Genomic DNA, 15,264 nt, shown 5'->3' with positions numbered 1-15,264 from the left:
AACGGGAGGTGGGCTCGGTGAGTGCGAGGAGTGCAGCGCAGCGGAGCCCCGCAGTCGCGAACGGGAGGTGGGCTCGGTGAGTGCGAGGAGTGCAGCGCAGCGGAGCCCCGCAGTCGCGAACGGGAGGTGGGCTCGGTGAGTGCCGAGGAGCGGTCCGCTGTGGGCCGGCGCGAGTTGACGTACGCGGTGTTGCTCTGTCTGGCCGGCGCGGGCCTGGCGTTGTGGGCGGCGACGCGGAGCTGGTCGGTGGAGCTGACGGTGCGCCCGGCTCCGCTGCCGCCGGTGCGGGACACCCGCAGCGGTGCCGGGCTGCTGCCCTGGCTGCCGGCGCTGGCGCTGGTGGCCTTGGCGGGTGGTGGCGCGGTGCTGGCCACCCGGGGTCGACTGCGGCAGGTGCTCGGCGGGCTGCTTGGCGCGCTGGGGCTGGCCGTGGCGGCGGGCGGCGGGTACGGGCTGGTCGCCGACATCGGCGGCTCGGTGAGCCGGCAGTGGCCGGCGCTCTGCCTGCTCGGCGGTCTGCTGGTTGCCGCTGGCGGGTGGTGGACGGCGTTGCGTGGTGGCGGTTGGCCGGCGATGGGCGCCCGGTACGAGCGGCCGGTGCGTTCGGCCCCTGCAACCACGTCGGTGCCGGCTGGTTCGGAGGGTCCGCCGGCTCCGCTGGCCGGGCGGCGGACCACCGAGGCGTGGGACGCCCTGGACCGGGGCGAGGACCCGACGGCCGACTGACGCGACGGCCGGTGCGGTCGACGGGTCAGCCGACCGGCTGGTGCTCCCGCTGAGCTCGGCGACCGGCGGCGCGGGCGGCGGTCAGTTCGGCTACCAGGCGGTTCAGCTCGGCACGCTGGTCGGCGCGGGCCCGGTCGGCGCAGACGGCCTCCCAGGCGTTGCCGCGGGCGGTCCGCATCCGTCCTTCGCCCACCACGGCCCGCTCCACGCTGTGCACCACGCCGACGGCGAGCGACGCCACCGTGCGCGAGATGGTGGTCAGGCCGATGGTCGGCTGCGGCTCGGAAATGCTCATGGTCACCTCGCACGAGGAGTTGCGACGGTCGGGGCAGGCGCGCCATTGAGTCTGCCCGAGGACGATGCTCGCCGGCTGACGTTTCGCCGCCGTGAACGTCCGGTCAACTGTCCCGCCTTGGCCCTGACCAGGGCCGCCTGTCAAACCTTGAGCTTGCTCACAACATCGATCGGCGTCATTGTCACCGAGCGCCGTCCGCCAACTGGTGGCATGATCGATGGATCGGCCCGGTTCGACCGTGGCCGCCGGGCCCCGTACCCGTGACGGTGGTCGATATCGGAGGTGGCGCTGCGTGACACACCGTTCACGGCAAGTCGGCCATTATGCCGCAGCCCTTTTCGTGAGCAGCGCCATACCCCCGGCGTCCGGCGTCGGTCGGCTGCCCCTAGCATCGGCCCATGACGCCCGGAGAGGGGAGTCCGTTGATGACTGCTGAGCATGCGCACGCGGAGGGGGACGACGCCGGTCAGGCAGCGTCCGTAAGCGTGCTCGACGAGATTCTGGCTGGCGTACGTGAGGACGTCGCCCGACGCCAGGAGCAGGTTCCGCTGGAGCGGATCCGTGAACTGGCAGCGGCGGCGCCGCCGCCGCTGGACGCGTACGCGGCGCTGCGCAAGCCCGGCGTCGCCGTGATCGCCGAGGTGAAGCGCTCGTCGCCGTCGAAGGGCCGGCTGGCCGAGATCGCCGATCCGGCCGACCTCGCCGTCGACTACGCGGCCGGTGGGGCTCGGGCGATCAGCGTGCTGACCGAGGGACGCTGGTTCGGCGGCTCACTGGACGACCTGGCGGCCGTCCGGGCCGCGGTCACCGTGCCGGTGCTTCGTAAGGACTTCGTGGTCTCCAGTTACCAGGTGCACGAGGCGCGCGCGCACGGCGCCGACCTGGTCCTGCTGATCGTCGCCGCGCTCGAACAGAACGTGCTGATGGGTCTGCTGGAGCGCATCGAGTCGCTGGGCATGACCGCGCTGGTCGAGGTGCATGACGAGGAAGAGGCCGACCGCGCTCTGGAGGCCGGCGCGCAGGTGATCGGGGTCAACGCCCGTGACCTGCGTACCCTGGAGGTCGACCGGTCCGTGTTCGAGCGGATCGCGCCCGGCCTGCCCAGCAGTGTCGTCAAGATTGCCGAGTCTGGCGTCCGTGGCCCGCACGACCTGATCCGGTACGCCTCGGCGGGCGCCGATGCGGTGCTCGTGGGTGAGGGCCTCGTCACCCAGAAGAGCCCCCGCGAGGCGGTCGCCGAACTGGTCAACGCGGGCAACCACCCGGCAACGCCCAGGCCGGTGCGCTGACCTCGCACCGAACGCCCCACCGAGAGGATTTTCCGATGAGCGCCGACGCGCTGGCCCCGGTGGCCGGCTCGCAGCCCGACTCCGCCGGCCACTTCGGCCGCTTCGGCGGTCGGTTCGTTCCCGAGGCCCTGGTGGCCGCGCTGGACGAGCTCGACGGGGCGTGGCGCACGGCGATGGCGGACGAGTCCTTCCGGGCCGAGTTCGCCGCGTTGCTGCGTGACTATGCCGGCACTCCGTCGCTGCTCTACGAGGCCCGGCGGTTCTCCGCCAAACTCGGCGCGCGGGTGCTGCTCAAGCGGGAGGACCTCAACCACACCGGCGCACACAAGGTGCGCAACGTGCTCGGCCAGGCGCTGCTCACCAAGCGGATGGGCAAGACCCGGGTGATCGCGGAGACCGGTGCCGGGCAGCACGGTGTGGCCACCGCGACCGCCGCCGCCCTGTTCGACCTCGAGTGCGTGGTCTACATGGGCGAGGTCGACACCGAGCGGCAGGCACTCAACGTGGCCCGGATGCGGATGCTCGGCGCCACCGTCGTCCCGGTCACCAACGGCTCGCGCACGCTCAAGGACGCGATGAACGAGGCGATGCGCGACTGGGTGGCCAACGTCGACGAGACGCACTACCTGATCGGCACCGCCGCCGGTCCGCACCCGTTCCCGGCGATGGTCCGCGACTTCGTCCGGGGCATCGGCGACGAGGCCCGCCAGCAGTGCCTCGACCTCACCGGCGCGCTGCCGGACGCGGTCACCGCCTGCGTCGGTGGCGGGTCCAACGCGTTGGGCATCTTCCACGCCTTCGTCGGCGACGAGGACGTGCGGCTGTACGGCTTCGAGGCCGGCGGCGACGGCGTGACCACCAGCCGGCACGCGGCCAGCATCACCGGTGGGTCGGCCGGCGTGCTGCACGGTGCCCGCACCTACGTGTTGCAGGACGCCGACGGGCAGACGCTGGAGTCGCACTCGATCTCCGCCGGCCTGGACTACCCGGGCGTCGGGCCCGAGCACGCCTGGTTGCACGACACCGGCCGGGCGACCTACCTGCCGGTGACCGACGACGAGGCGATGGCCGCGTTCGAGCTGCTGTGCCGCACCGAGGGGATCATCCCGGCGATCGAGAGCGCGCACGCGCTCGCCGGCACCCTCACGCTTGCCCCGAAGCTCGCCGCGGAGCTGGGCCGGGAGCCCACCATCGTGGTGAACCTCTCCGGGCGGGGCGACAAGGACGTGCACACCGCCGGTGACTACTTCGGCATCCTCGACAAGGAGCGGTGAGATGAGCCGGATCGGGGTGGCCTTCGACAAGGCCCGCGCCGACGGGCGGGCACTGCTGGTCGGCTGCATGCCGGCTGGTTTCCCGACCGTCGAGGGCAGCATCGCCGCGATGACCGCCATGGTCGAGGCCGGCGTCGACGTCATCGAGGTGGAGATTCCCTACTCCGACCCGGTGATGGACGGGCCGGTGATCCAGAAGGCCAGTGACATCGCCCTGGCAGGTGGCGTACGCACCGCGGACACCATGCGCATCATCGAGGCGGTGGCGGCCACCGGCGCTCCGGTGGTCACCATGACCTACTGGAACCCGGTCGAGCGGTACGGCGTGGACGTGTTCGCCCGTGATCTCGCCTCCGCCGGTGGCACCGGGCTGATCACCCCCGACCTTATTCCCGACGAGGCCGACGAGTGGCTGGCCGCCTCGGACGCGCACGGGCTGGACCGCACGTTCCTGGTGTCGCCGTCGTCCACCGACGCTCGGCTGGCGATGACGGTGGAGCACTGCCGCGGTTTCGTCTACGCGACCGCGGTGATGGGGGTGACCGGCGCCCGGGCGAGCACGTCCGACGCCGCGCCGACGTTGGTCTCCAGGGTCCGGGCGGTCACCGACCTGCCGGTCGGTGTCGGTCTGGGCGTGGGCACCGGTGTGCAGGCCGGCACCGTCGCCGGGTACGCCGACGGGGTGATCGTCGGCAGTGCCCTGGTCCGGTGCGTGCTCGACGCGCCCACCGAGGCGGAAGGGCTGGCCGCGCTGCGTACCCTCAGCGCCGAACTCGCCGAGGGCGTCCGCACCCCCACCCGCTGAGCCGCCCGCCGCCGGTCCTCGGGCCGGGCAGGTGTGTGTAGTGAGCGATATACCTCCGAGTCATATCTATGACTCGGAGGTATATCGCTCATCGGGAGATGGCCGGTCGCGCGGATGTCCGCGACCCCGCGACGGACCTCGCAACGCTTCCCGGCGGCTGTCAGCGGTGCAGGGACGGGTCGGCGGCCTCGCCGCGTTGCTCCGGAGGCTGCCCCGCCCCCGCGCCCTGCCCTGCTTCCGACCGCTCGCCCTGGCCGGTCCGCGACCGCCCGCCGTCGTCGGTTGTCGGTCGGCCCGGGTCGGCGACACCGGGCGTCCAGGAGACATCGTGGAGGACGCCGGAGCGGCCCGCGCGGGCGTCGGTGACGGCGGCGCGGGTGAGCGGCGTGACCGACTCGGGCAGCGCGTCGGGGGAGTGCCAGGACAACCGGCAGCCCGGCGGTGGGTCGGCGGCGGGTCGGACCCCCGCCGCACGGGCCCGGAACACGTGCACGAGGACGTCCGGCAGCGGCCCGGCGCGCCCGGGTGACGTCTGCCCGGTGGGGCCGGTCAGGTGGTAGACGCCGACCAGGTCGACCAGCTCGATCTCCCAGCCGGTCTCCGCGCGGATGTCCCGCAGGGCCGCCCGCACCGGGCTCTCGGCTGGGCGCAGCCGCCCGCCGGGCAGCGCGTAGCGGCGTTCCCCCCGGCCCTGCCGGCAGAGCAGCACCCGGCCGGTGTCGTCGCTGACGACCGCGGCGACCGCCCAGGTGAGCGCGCTCATGGACAAAGAGCGTACGGGGGTGCAAACCAGAAGTCACCGGGATGCGCACCCCAGCGGCCCGGGGTGCCGCTGCGGGGGTGTGCAGCGGTAGCGTGTGCACCCGTGACCCTCGCCTCGCTGTCCCCCCAGGCGGCCCTGCCCAGCCCCAGCACCGCGGTCTGGCAGCTCGGGCCGGTGCCGATCCGGGCCTACGCGCTCTGCATCATCGCCGGCATCGTGCTGGCCTGCTGGGTGACGGAGCGCCGGCTGCGGCAGCGCGGCGTTGCGCCCGGTGCCGTGCTCGACATCGCCGTCTGGGCGGTGCCGGCGGGCATCATCGGCGCCCGGATCTACCACGTGATCACCTCACCGGAGAAATACTTCGGCGCCGGTGGTGAGCCGATGAAGGCCTTCGCCATCTGGGAAGGCGGTCTCGGCATCTGGGGTGCCGTCGCCGGTGGCGCGCTCGGCGCCTTCATCGCGGCCCGGCAGCTCGGCATCCCGTTCGGGGTGGTGGCCGACGCGTTGGCACCCGGGCTGCCGCTGGCCCAGGCGGTCGGCCGGCTCGGCAACTGGTTCAACAACGAGCTGTTCGGTGGCCGGACCACCCTGCCGTGGGGTCTGGAGATCCACCGGATGGACCCGGACAATCCGGGGCACGCGCTGCGCGACGACGCCGGGCAGCCGATCCTCGAACCGGGCCTCTACCAGCCGACCTTCCTCTACGAGGCGCTGTGGAACCTCGGAGTGGTCGCGTTGGTCCTCCTCCTCGACCGCCGGCTCAAGCTGGGCCGGGGCCGGGCGTTCGCGCTCTACGTGATGGGCTACACCGCCGGCCGGTTCTGGATCGAGCTGATGCGCACCGACGAGGCCAACCAGATCCTCGGCGTACGGCTCAACGTCTGGACCGCCGCGCTGGTCTTCCTCGGCGGGTTGATCTACTTCGTCCGGGTGCGCGGCCCCCAGGAATTCCTGATCCCGCTCGGCGCGGCGGCGACGCCGACCACGCCCCCCACGTCCGACCTGTCCCAGGTGGACCTCTCCGAGCGGGAGACCCCCGCGGCGGCCGCCGCGCCGGAGGGCTACCGGGTGGTCAGCGAGGAGCAGTACGCCACCTGGCAGGACACCGGCGTCGTGCCGCCCGAGCCGACCGCCGACGAGGACGTTCGGCCCGGTGGCGGCGAGCCGCTGGGTGACGAGTCGCGTGGCGACGAGGGAACCGTCGACAGCCCGTCGGCCGACGACGACCCGTCGGCCGCCCGTACCGACCGGGCCGACGCCACTGGCGCACGGCCCGCCGACCGGGACAGCTGAGCGGGGGCGGCACCGATGCGAAGCGCGGTGGTGGTCGGCGCAGGGGTCGGTGGCCTCGCGGTGGCCGGCGCGCTGGCCCGCTCCGGCTGGCAGGTGACCCTGCTGGAGCGCGCCGAACGGGTCCGTCCCGAGCCGACCGCCGTGGTGCTCTGGCCCAACGGCGTCCGCGCGCTGCAGGCCCTGGGCCTCGGCGCGGGCCTGGCTGCCATCGCCACTCCGCTGCCCGACGGTGGGGTCCGTCGCCCCGACGGGCACTGGCTCGTGCAGCCCCGGGCCATCCCCGCCGACCGGATGCCGGTGGTCGTGCACCGCGAGGACCTGCACGACGCGCTGATCGCCGGGCTCGGCGAGCGGGTCGAGCTGCGGACCGGTGTGACAGTACGCCACGTCCGGGTCGAGCCGGGCGAGCGACCGGCGGTCAGCGACGGACGGCAGACCATCGAGGTCGACCTGGTGGTCGCCGCCGACGGCACGGACAGCGGCATCCGCCGCCAACTCGCCCCCGAATCCCGGGTGGTCAGCTCCGGATCCGCCGCCTGGCGGGCCGTCATTCCCTGGTACCAGGCACCTCGGCTACCCGACGACCAGCCACTCGCCGGCGAGATCCTGGGCGCGGGCTACCGGTTCGTGGCCGCGTCGTTGGGCGAGCGCGGCTCGTCCGGCGGGTCCACCCGGGGCGGCATCTACTGGGTGGCCACCGCCGCCGGCGCACCCCGCCCGGAACCACCGGAGACCCAGCTCGCCCTGTTGCGCCGCTGGTACGCGGGCTGGCCCGCCCCGATCGGCGCACTGCTCGACGCCACCGACCCGGCCGACCTGATCCAGCAGGAGGTCCGCGAGCTGCGACCGCTGCCTCGCGCGTACGGCTTTCCGGCCGGGCCGGGCGGGGTCGTGCTGCTCGGCGACGCGGCGCACGCCATGCCGCCGCACCTCGGGCAGGGCGCCTGCCTCGCGTTCGAGGACGCCGCCACCCTCGCCTCTCTGCTGCGGGAAGCTCGGCTGCCCGACGCCGTTCAGGCGTACGACCGGATTCGCCGCCCGCGGGCCGCGACAGTGGTCCGGCAGACCCGACGGATGTCGGCGGTGCTCCAGGCTCGGGGCCGGTTGGCGTTGCGAGCCCGGGACGCCGCACTGGGCACGATCAACTCGCGACTGCTCTCCAGCGCCGCAGCCTCCGCGGCCCAGTGGCGCCCGCCAACCTGACCCACCCCGGACCCATCCCGGGTCAGGGGATCAGGGCGACCGGTTCGGCGATGCAGGCGGTGCCGATGCGGCGGAAGCCGACCCGCAGGTAGACCCGGGCGATCTCCTCGCTGCCCGCGGAGAGGAAGACCAGGTCGGTGCCGGCGGCGAGCAGCTCCCGGGCCAGGGTCGCGGTGAGTGCGGCGCCCAGCCCGCGTCGGCGGGCGGCCGGCAGGGTGGCCACCCCGGCGATCTCGGCGACGTCGTCGACGCGCATGGCCATGCCGCTGGCCAGCGCACCGTCGGTGGGGGTGCCGGCCAGCGCGGAAATCCGTCGACCGTCCGCGATCCGGGAACGCTCCTCGTCGAGCGCGGCCAGTTCGAGTTCGGTGACGGCGGCGTCCCGCTCGGCCGGACCGGCCTCGCCGGGCGCGGTGCCGGCGGCGGCGAACGACACCGCTGCCACCGCACGCCGCGCGGCGACATCGGCGGCGAAACCGGGGGAGTCGGCGGCCAGCACCCGCACCGCCACGTCGGACAACGTCGCCGGGTCGGGCAGCGCGGCCGGGTCGAGCACCATCAGCGGTGCCTCCAGCACGTGCAGCCCCGCCGAGCGGGCCACCGCCAGCAGCTCGGGGCTCGTCTCGTGCACCCACTCGAAGGCTTCCGGCAGGCCCAGCTTCCGCTGCCGCTCGCGGACCGAGGTCACGTCGGCCAGCGACGCCGGCTCGGTGGCGTCGAGCCGGGGGCGGGCGTAGAACGGCCAGCCGGCACCGTCGCGGACGAACAGCACCAACCCGCCATGCTCCTCCGCAGCGGCGACGTCGCGGGGCACCGCGTCGTAGAAGCGCTCCAACCGGTCGAAGACGTCCCTGTGTAGCTGATCCACCGCGCGAGACTACACGTCCCAGCCTGTGGACGGTGTGATCAATCTCAGGTGGTCCTGCGACCCCGGCCCTAACGTAGACTCAATAGACCCACGGGCCGACGTCGTCCCCACCATGATCCAACCTGAGTGACGACAGGAGGCCCGGTGGCTCAGCCGTACGCGGACAAGATTCAGCCGTATCCGCACAGCCCGCAGGCGTCCCCGATGCCTGACCCCCGCCCATCCGCCCAGGGCCTCTACGACCCGGCGCAGGAGCACGACGCCTGCGGGGTGGCCTTCGTGGCGGACCTGCACGGCCGGCGTTCGCACGCGGTCGTCGCCAACGGGCTCGGTGCCCTCTGTCGACTGGACCATCGCGGCGCTCGTGGCGCCGAGCCGAACACCGGCGACGGCGCCGGCATCATGATCCAGGTCCCCGACACCTTCCTGCGCGCGGTGGCCGACGTCGCGCTTCCCCCGGCGGGCGAGTACGCCACCGGGCTGGTCTTCCTCCCCGACGACGACACCGCCGAGGCGCGTGCCCGGCGGGTGGTCGAGAAGTACGCACTGGTCGAGGGAGCTGACCTGCTCGGCTGGCGGGACGTGCCGATCGACCCGAGTGAGCTTGGCGAGACGGCCCTGGCGGCGATGCCCCGGGTCCGGCAGCTCTTCCTGGCCGCACGTCGGCTCACCGGCTCGCCGGAGGGGCCGGCCGGCTCACCGCTGCGCGGCATCGACCTGGACCGGGTGGCGTTCAGCCTGCGCAAACAGGCCGAGCGGGAGACCGCCGAGCGGGGCGTGCCGGCATACTTCCCGTCGCTGTCCAGCCGCACCATGGTCTACAAGGGAATGCTGACGCCCGACCAGCTGCCGGCGTTCTACCCGGACCTGCGCGACGAGCGGATCGACAGCGCGATCGCGCTGGTGCACTCCCGCTTCTCCACGAACACCTTCCCGTCCTGGCCGTTGGCGCACCCGTACCGGTTCATCGCCCACAACGGCGAGATCAACACGATCCGTGGCAACCGCAACTGGATGCAGGCCCGCGAGGCGCTCCTGCGCTCGCCCAACGTGCCGGGCAACATCCGGCGGGTCTTCCCGGTGTGCACGCCCGGCGCCTCCGACTCGGCGAACTTCGACGAGGTCCTGGAGCTGCTGCACCTGGCCGGACGGAGCCTGCCGCACGCGGTGCTCATGATGATCCCCGAGGCGTGGGAGAACGACCCCGGTATGGAGCCGGCCAAGCGCGCCTTCTACCGCTTCCACGCCAGCCTCATGGAGCCGTGGGACGGCCCCGCGTCGGTGGCCTTCACCGACGGCGAGATCGTCGGCGCGGTCCTGGACCGCAACGGGTTGCGCCCGGGGCGCTGGTGGCAGACCGACGACGGGCTCGTGGTGCTCGGCTCCGAGGCGGGCGTGCTGGACCTCGACCCGGCCCACGTGGTCGCGAAGGGGCGACTCCAGCCGGGCAAGATGTTCCTGGTCGACACCGTCGCGGGTCGCATCGTGCACGACGAGGAGATCAAGTCCGAGTTGGCCGCAGCCCAGCCGTACGGCGAGTGGCTGCACGCCGGGCTGATCGAGCTGGGCGACCTGCCGGCGCGCGAGCACACCGTCTACACCCACGACTCGGTGCGCCGCCGGCAGCAGACCTTCGGATACACCCAGGAGGAGCTGAAGATCCTGCTCGGGCCGATGGCCCGCACCGGCGCCGAGCCGCTCGGTTCGATGGGCACGGACACCCCGATCTCGCCGTTGTCGACCCGGCCGCGGCTGCTCTACGACTACTTCCACCAGCTCTTCGCCCAGGTCACCAACCCGCCACTGGACGCCATCCGCGAGGAGCTGGTGACCAGTCTGGCGTCGACGATCGGGCCGGAGGGCAACCTGCTCGACCCGGGCGCGGCGAGCTGCCGCCAGATCGTGCTGCCGCACCCGATCATCGACAACGACGAGCTGGCGAAGATCCTCTCCATCGACGAGGACGGCGACCTGCCCGGCTTCAAGGCGGTCCGGGTGTCCGGGCTGTACCGCATCCGGGAGGGCGCGGCCGGGATCAAGGCGCGGCTGACCGAGATCTGCCGGCACGTCTCCGAGGCGATCGAGGACGGCGTCCGCATCCTGGTGCTCTCCGACCGGGACTCCAACGCCGACCTGGCGCCGATCCCGTCGTTGCTGCTCACCGCCGCGGTGCACCAGCACCTGGTGCGGGAGCAGACCCGCACGCAGGCGGCGTTGATCGTGGAGTCCGGCGACTGCCGGGAGGTGCACCACGCGGCGGTCCTGATCGGGTACGGCGCGGCGGCGGTCAACCCGTACCTGGCGTTCGAGTCGGTGGAGGACATGATCGCCACCGGCGCGCTCGTCGGGGTGGAACCGGCTGGCGCGGTCCGCAACTACGCCAAGGCGCTCGGCAAGGGCGTCCTGAAGATCATGTCGAAGATGGGCATCTCGACGGTCTCCTCGTACTGCGGGGCGCAGGTCTTCGAGGCGGTCGGCCTGGACACCCGGCTGGTCGAGCGCTACTTCCGGGGCACCCCCAGCCGGATCGGCGGGGTGAACCTCGCGGGCGTGCACGCCGAGGTGGCCGCCCGACACGCGCTGGCCTGGCCGCCGGCGGGCTCCGCCGCCTCCGACCGGTTGGAGGTCGGTGGCGAGTACCAGTGGCGCCGCGAGGGTGAGCTGCACCTGTTCAACCCGGAGACGGTCTTCCTGTTGCAGCACGCCACCCGCAGCCGGCAGTACGACGTCTTCCGGGAGTACACCGCGAAGGTCGACGCGCTCGCCGCGCAGGCCGGGTCGCTGCGTGGACTGTTCACCCTGCGTACCGGGCTCCGGCCGGCGGTGCCGATCGACGAGGTCGAGCCGGCCAGCGAGATCGTCAAGCGGTTCGCCACCGGCGCCATGTCGTACGGGTCGATCTCCGCGGAGGCGCACGAGACGCTCGCCATCGCGATGAACCGTCTCGGCGGCAAGTCCAACACCGGTGAGGGTGGCGAGGACGTCGATCGCCTGCATGACCCGGCCCGCCGTTCGGCGGTCAAGCAGATCGCCAGCGGCCGGTTCGGTGTGACCAGCGAATACCTGGTCAACGCGGACGACCTCCAGATCAAGATGGCCCAGGGCGCCAAGCCGGGCGAGGGCGGTCAACTGCCCGGCAACAAGGTCTGGCCGTGGATCGCCCGTACCCGGCACGCGACCCCCGGTGTCGGTCTGATCTCGCCGCCGCCGCACCACGACATCTACTCCATCGAGGACCTCGCCCAACTGGTGCACGACCTGAAGTGCGTCAACCCGGCCGCCCGGGTGCACGTCAAGCTGGTCAGCGAGGTCGGCGTCGGCACCGTCGCCGCCGGCGTGGCGAAGCTCAAGGCCGACGTCATCCTGATCTCCGGCCACGACGGCGGCACTGGCGCCTCCCCGATGAACTCGCTGAAGCACGCGGGCACCCCGTGGGAGCTGGGGCTTGCCGAAGCCCAGCAGACGCTGCTGCTCAACAAGCTGCGCGACCGGGTCACCGTGCAGGTCGACGGTCAGCTCAAGACCGGCCGCGACGTGCTGATCGCGACGCTGCTCGGCGCGGAGGAGTTCGGCTTCGCGACCGCGCCGCTGATCGTCGCCGGTTGCGTCATGATGCGGGTCTGCCACCTGGACACCTGCCCGGTCGGCATCGCCACGCAGAACCCGGTGCTGCGCGAGCGCTTCACCGGCACCCCGGAGTTCGTGGAGAACTTCTTCCTCTTCCTCGCCGAGGAGGTCCGGGGATACCTGGCCGAGCTGGGTTTCCGGTCCATCGAGGAGGCGATCGGGCAGTCCGAGCTGCTCGACGTGGCCCCGGCGCTGACGCACTGGAAGGCACACGGGTTGGACCTGGCGCCCGTCCTGCACCTGCCGGAGCTGCCCGCCGGCGCGGCCCGGCGGGGGGTCCGCGCGCAGGATCACGGCCTGGAGCTCTCCCTGGACAACGAGCTGATCGCGCTCGCGCAGCCCGCCCTGTCCACCGGCGCGCCGGTACGGGTCGAGGTGGCGGTCCGCAACGAGCACCGCAGCGTCGGCGCGATGCTCGGCGGTGAGGTGACGCGCCGCTTCGGCGGTGCCGGCCTCCCGGAGGACACCATCGAGTTCGTGCTGCACGGCACGGCCGGGCAGTCGTTCGGCGCGTTCCTGCCGCGCGGGGTGACCCTGCGGCTGCACGGCGACGCCAACGACTACGTGGCCAAGGGCCTCTCCGGTGGGCGGATCATCGTCCGTCCGGACGCCGCAGCGCCGTTCCTCGACCCGGACGCCGAGCCGGGGCAGCGGGCCGAGGATCAGATCATCGCCGGCAACACCATCCTGTACGGGGCCACAGCGGGTGAGGTCTTCCTGCGTGGCCGGGTGGGGGAGCGGTTCGCGGTGCGCAACTCCGGTGCGGTCGCCGTGGTCGAGGGGGTTGGCGACCACGGCTGCGAGTACATGACCGGCGGCACTGTCGTGGTGCTCGGCGCGACCGGCCGTAACTTCGCGGCCGGCATGTCCGGCGGCACGGCGTTCGTGCACCACCTGGACCGCGCACGGGTCAACACGGAGTTGGTCGACCTGGCGCAACTGGGCGAGCAGGAGCAGTCGTTGCTGCACGAGCTGGTCCAGCGGCACGTGGCCGAGACCGGGTCGGCGGTCGCCGAGGAGCTGCTCAAGCGCTGGCCGGAGGCGGTGGCCGAGTTCACCGCCGTGGTGCCCCGCGACTACCGCCGGGTGCTGGAGATCATGAAGGCCGCCGAAGCCGCCGGCCGCAACGTCGACGACGCGGTGATGAGCGCGCTCAGCGCGCCGTCCGCCGTGCCGGTGCCGCCCGCCCCGCGGGCGGCTGCCCAGGAGGTGGCTCGTGCCTGACCCGAACGGTTTCCTGCGCTACGACCGGCGACTGCCGGCCCGCCGCCCGGTGCCGGTGCGGATCAGCGACTGGCGCGAGGTCTACCCGCCGGCCGGCGAGGAACTGGTCCGTGAGCAGGCCACCCGGTGCATGGACTGCGGCATCCCGTTCTGCCACGACGGCTGCCCGCTGGGCAACCGCATCCCGGACTGGAACGACCTGGTGCGGACCGGCAACTGGGACGCCGCGGTCGAGTCGCTGCACGCCACCAACAACTTCCCGGAGTTCACCGGCCGGCTCTGCCCGGCGCCCTGCGAGGCGGCCTGCGTCCTCGGTATCTCCGGCGGCCAGCCGGTGACCATCAAGCAGGTCGAGGTGGAGATCGCCGACGCCGCCGCGGCACGCGGGTTCACCCCTCGCGCGGTGCCGGCGCCGTCCGGTCGGTCGGTCGCCGTCGTCGGCTCCGGGCCCGCCGGCCTCGCCGCCGCCCAGCAACTGGCCCGCGCCGGTCACGCGGTGACGGTGTACGAGCGTGACGACGCGATCGGTGGCCTGCTCCGGTACGGCATCCCCGACTTCAAACTGGAGAAGCGGCACATCGATGCCCGCCTGGCCCAGCTCGTCGCCGAGGGGGTGCGCTTCCGCACCGGCGTGAACGTCGGGGTGGACGTCACCGCCGAGCAGTTGCGCGCCGAACACGACGCGGTGCTGCTGGCCTGCGGCGCGTTGCAGGGGCGGGACACTCCGGAGACCCCGGGGCGGGCGCTTCGGGGCGTACACCAGGCGATGGCGCACCTGGTCGCGGCGAATCGCGCGGTCGCCACCGCGGCCACCGACCAGCCTGGCGCCGCGGCCACGGGTGAGGCCCGGCCGGCGCGTGCGCTGCTGCCGGACGGCACGCCGATCGACGCGGCCGGCAAGCACGTGGTGATCATCGGTGGTGGTGACACCGCTGCCGACTGCCTCGGTGTCGCCCACCGGCAGGGCGCCGCGGGCGTGCACCAGCTCGACCTGTACCCGCAGCCGCCCCGGGAGCGCGACGAGGCACGGGACCCGTGGCCGACGTGGCCGTGGATCCTGCGCAGCTACCCGGCGCACGAGGAGGGTGGCGAGCGGGTCTTCGCCGTTGCGGTGCAGGAGTTCGTCGACGACGGCACCGGGCAGGTGCGGGCGGTGCGGATCGCCGAGGTGACGGTGGAGAAGCGCGACGGCCGACGGGTCGTCACCGTGGTGCCGGGTTCCGAGCGGGAGCTGCCGGCCGATCTGGTGCTGTTGGCGATCGGCTTCGACGGCACCGAGCAGCAGCCGCTGCTGGCCCAGTTCGGCGTGACCCGTAATCCCAGGGGCGCTGTGGACGCCCGCGACGACTGGCAGACCGATGCTGACGGGGTGTTCGTGGCCGGTGACATGCACCGGGGTGCCTCGCTGATCGTCTGGGCCATCGCCGAGGGGCGTGCGGCGGCTGCCGCGATCCACTGTCACCTCGGTGGTGTCGGTGCGTTGCCGGCCCCGGTCGGCCCGGCCGCTCAGGCTCTCGCCGCTCGCTGAGTTTGCGGGCGTCCGGTCGGTGGGGCAGGTCTGCTGCCTCACCGGCCGGGCGGTCGTTCCCGCCGCTCTGGTTCGCCTACCGGCACATCCGTGCCGTGGAAGCGAGCACGGCCGAGGCGACAGGCGTCCCAGCGACTCCGTGACCGGGCTTCTCCAGGCCCTCGGCCGGGTGGTGAAGCCGGCCGGGGACGACCTGCGGGAGGGCAACAGCACCTCCGACGGTCCCTGTAGAGCTGCCCCAGATATGGGCCGCGGTCATCGCCCCATTTTTGGGGCAGCTCGACAGGCAAGCACCGAAGTGGTCGGTCATCGGTCTGCGCTCCGGGGAGAACGCGGGATGCCGGCGCCGGAAGGGCCCGCCGCAGGGCG

Annotated in this window: 11 protein-coding genes; 8 read left to right on the top strand and 3 right to left on the bottom strand. The window is 73.0% G+C overall.

Features of this window, described 5'->3' with window-relative positions:
• Positions 1-126 precede the first annotated feature (126 nt).
• A complete protein-coding gene (locus HNR22_RS10290) occupies positions 127-726 on the top strand; it encodes a Trp biosynthesis-associated membrane protein (RefSeq protein ID WP_179783492.1) in 600 nt (199 codons plus the stop codon).
• Positions 727-751: 25 nt separating this feature from the next.
• Here the strand turns inward: HNR22_RS10290 and HNR22_RS10285 are convergent, their stop codons facing one another.
• The gene (locus HNR22_RS10285) at positions 752-1,021 is read right to left on the bottom strand and encodes a hypothetical protein (protein WP_088951908.1); all 270 of its coding nucleotides are present in this window, start codon (positions 1,019-1,021) and stop codon (positions 752-754) included.
• A 485-nt stretch (positions 1,022-1,506) separates the two neighbouring features.
• Here HNR22_RS10285 and trpC point away from each other — a divergent pair, with 485 nt between their 5' ends.
• Genes trpC through trpA form a run of 3 tightly spaced genes read left to right on the top strand, consistent with a single transcriptional unit; the run spans position 1,507 to position 4,389 of the window.
• Positions 1,507-2,310 (top strand): indole-3-glycerol phosphate synthase TrpC, encoded by an 804-nt coding sequence (gene trpC, locus HNR22_RS10280; protein WP_172862221.1) that lies wholly within the window; start codon positions 1,507-1,509, stop codon positions 2,308-2,310.
• 35 nt (positions 2,311-2,345) lie between these two features.
• Complete coding sequence (gene trpB / locus HNR22_RS10275; protein WP_179780170.1) at positions 2,346-3,584, top strand: tryptophan synthase subunit beta; 1,239 nt, start codon at positions 2,346-2,348, stop codon at positions 3,582-3,584.
• 1 nt (position 3,585) lies between these two features.
• On the top strand, positions 3,586-4,389 hold the full coding sequence (gene trpA, locus HNR22_RS10270; RefSeq protein ID WP_179780169.1) for a tryptophan synthase subunit alpha: 804 nt from the start codon (positions 3,586-3,588) through the stop codon (positions 4,387-4,389).
• 160 nt (positions 4,390-4,549) lie between these two features.
• On the opposite strand, the gene HNR22_RS10265 is transcribed toward trpA, so the two are convergent.
• Entirely contained in the window at positions 4,550-5,152 is a 603-nt protein-coding gene (locus HNR22_RS10265) for an NUDIX hydrolase (RefSeq protein WP_179780168.1), read from the bottom strand.
• A 102-nt stretch (positions 5,153-5,254) separates the two neighbouring features.
• Here HNR22_RS10265 and lgt point away from each other — a divergent pair, with 102 nt between their 5' ends.
• Both lgt and HNR22_RS10255 read left to right on the top strand, forming a co-directional pair.
• A complete protein-coding gene (gene lgt / locus HNR22_RS10260) occupies positions 5,255-6,445 on the top strand; it encodes a prolipoprotein diacylglyceryl transferase (RefSeq protein WP_179780167.1) in 1,191 nt (396 codons plus the stop codon).
• A gap of 15 nt (positions 6,446-6,460) precedes the next feature.
• Positions 6,461-7,648 carry an FAD-dependent monooxygenase gene (locus HNR22_RS10255; protein WP_179780166.1) on the top strand — a complete coding sequence of 396 codons (1,188 nt, stop codon included), beginning with the start codon at positions 6,461-6,463 and terminating at the stop codon, positions 7,646-7,648.
• Between the two features lie 22 nt (positions 7,649-7,670).
• On the opposite strand, the gene HNR22_RS10250 is transcribed toward HNR22_RS10255, so the two are convergent.
• Positions 7,671-8,516 (bottom strand): GNAT family N-acetyltransferase, encoded by an 846-nt coding sequence (locus HNR22_RS10250; RefSeq protein WP_179780165.1) that lies wholly within the window; start codon positions 8,514-8,516, stop codon positions 7,671-7,673.
• A gap of 204 nt (positions 8,517-8,720) precedes the next feature.
• Between HNR22_RS10250 and gltB the strand changes: the two genes are divergently transcribed.
• Both gltB and HNR22_RS10240 read left to right on the top strand, forming a co-directional pair.
• Positions 8,721-13,367, top strand: a complete 4,647-nt coding sequence (gene gltB, locus HNR22_RS10245; RefSeq protein ID WP_179780164.1) for a glutamate synthase large subunit — start codon at positions 8,721-8,723, stop codon at positions 13,365-13,367.
• Positions 13,360-14,895, top strand: coding sequence for a glutamate synthase small subunit (locus tag HNR22_RS10240; RefSeq protein ID WP_179780163.1), 1,536 nt, complete (start codon positions 13,360-13,362; stop codon positions 14,893-14,895). Before gltB ends, HNR22_RS10240 begins: the two co-directional genes overlap by 8 nt.
• The last annotated feature ends 369 nt before the right edge of the window (positions 14,896-15,264 follow it).

Origin of the sequence: Micromonospora jinlongensis (assembly GCF_013410645.1) — a bacterium.
Lineage (GTDB): Bacteria > Actinomycetota > Actinomycetes > Mycobacteriales > Micromonosporaceae > Micromonospora > Micromonospora zamorensis.
Note: the sequence above shows the minus strand (reverse complement) of the source record. Positions and strands in the feature narration are given on the sequence as shown.

Bases quoted from the DNA above. Each gene is read 5' to 3' on its own strand.
- HNR22_RS10285 (WP_088951908.1), bottom strand. From the start codon at position 1,021: ATGAGCATTTCCGAGCCGCAGCCGACCATCGGCCTGACCACCATCTCG.
- gltB (WP_179780164.1), top strand. From the start codon at position 8,721: ATGCCTGACCCCCGCCCATCCGCCCAGGGCCTCTACGACCCGGCGCAG.
- trpA (WP_179780169.1), top strand. From the start codon at position 3,586: ATGAGCCGGATCGGGGTGGCCTTCGACAAGGCCCGCGCCGACGGGCGG.
- HNR22_RS10265 (WP_179780168.1), bottom strand. From the start codon at position 5,152: ATGAGCGCGCTCACCTGGGCGGTCGCCGCGGTCGTCAGCGACGACACC.
- trpB (WP_179780170.1), top strand. From the start codon at position 2,346: ATGAGCGCCGACGCGCTGGCCCCGGTGGCCGGCTCGCAGCCCGACTCC.
- HNR22_RS10255 (WP_179780166.1), top strand. From the start codon at position 6,461: ATGCGAAGCGCGGTGGTGGTCGGCGCAGGGGTCGGTGGCCTCGCGGTG.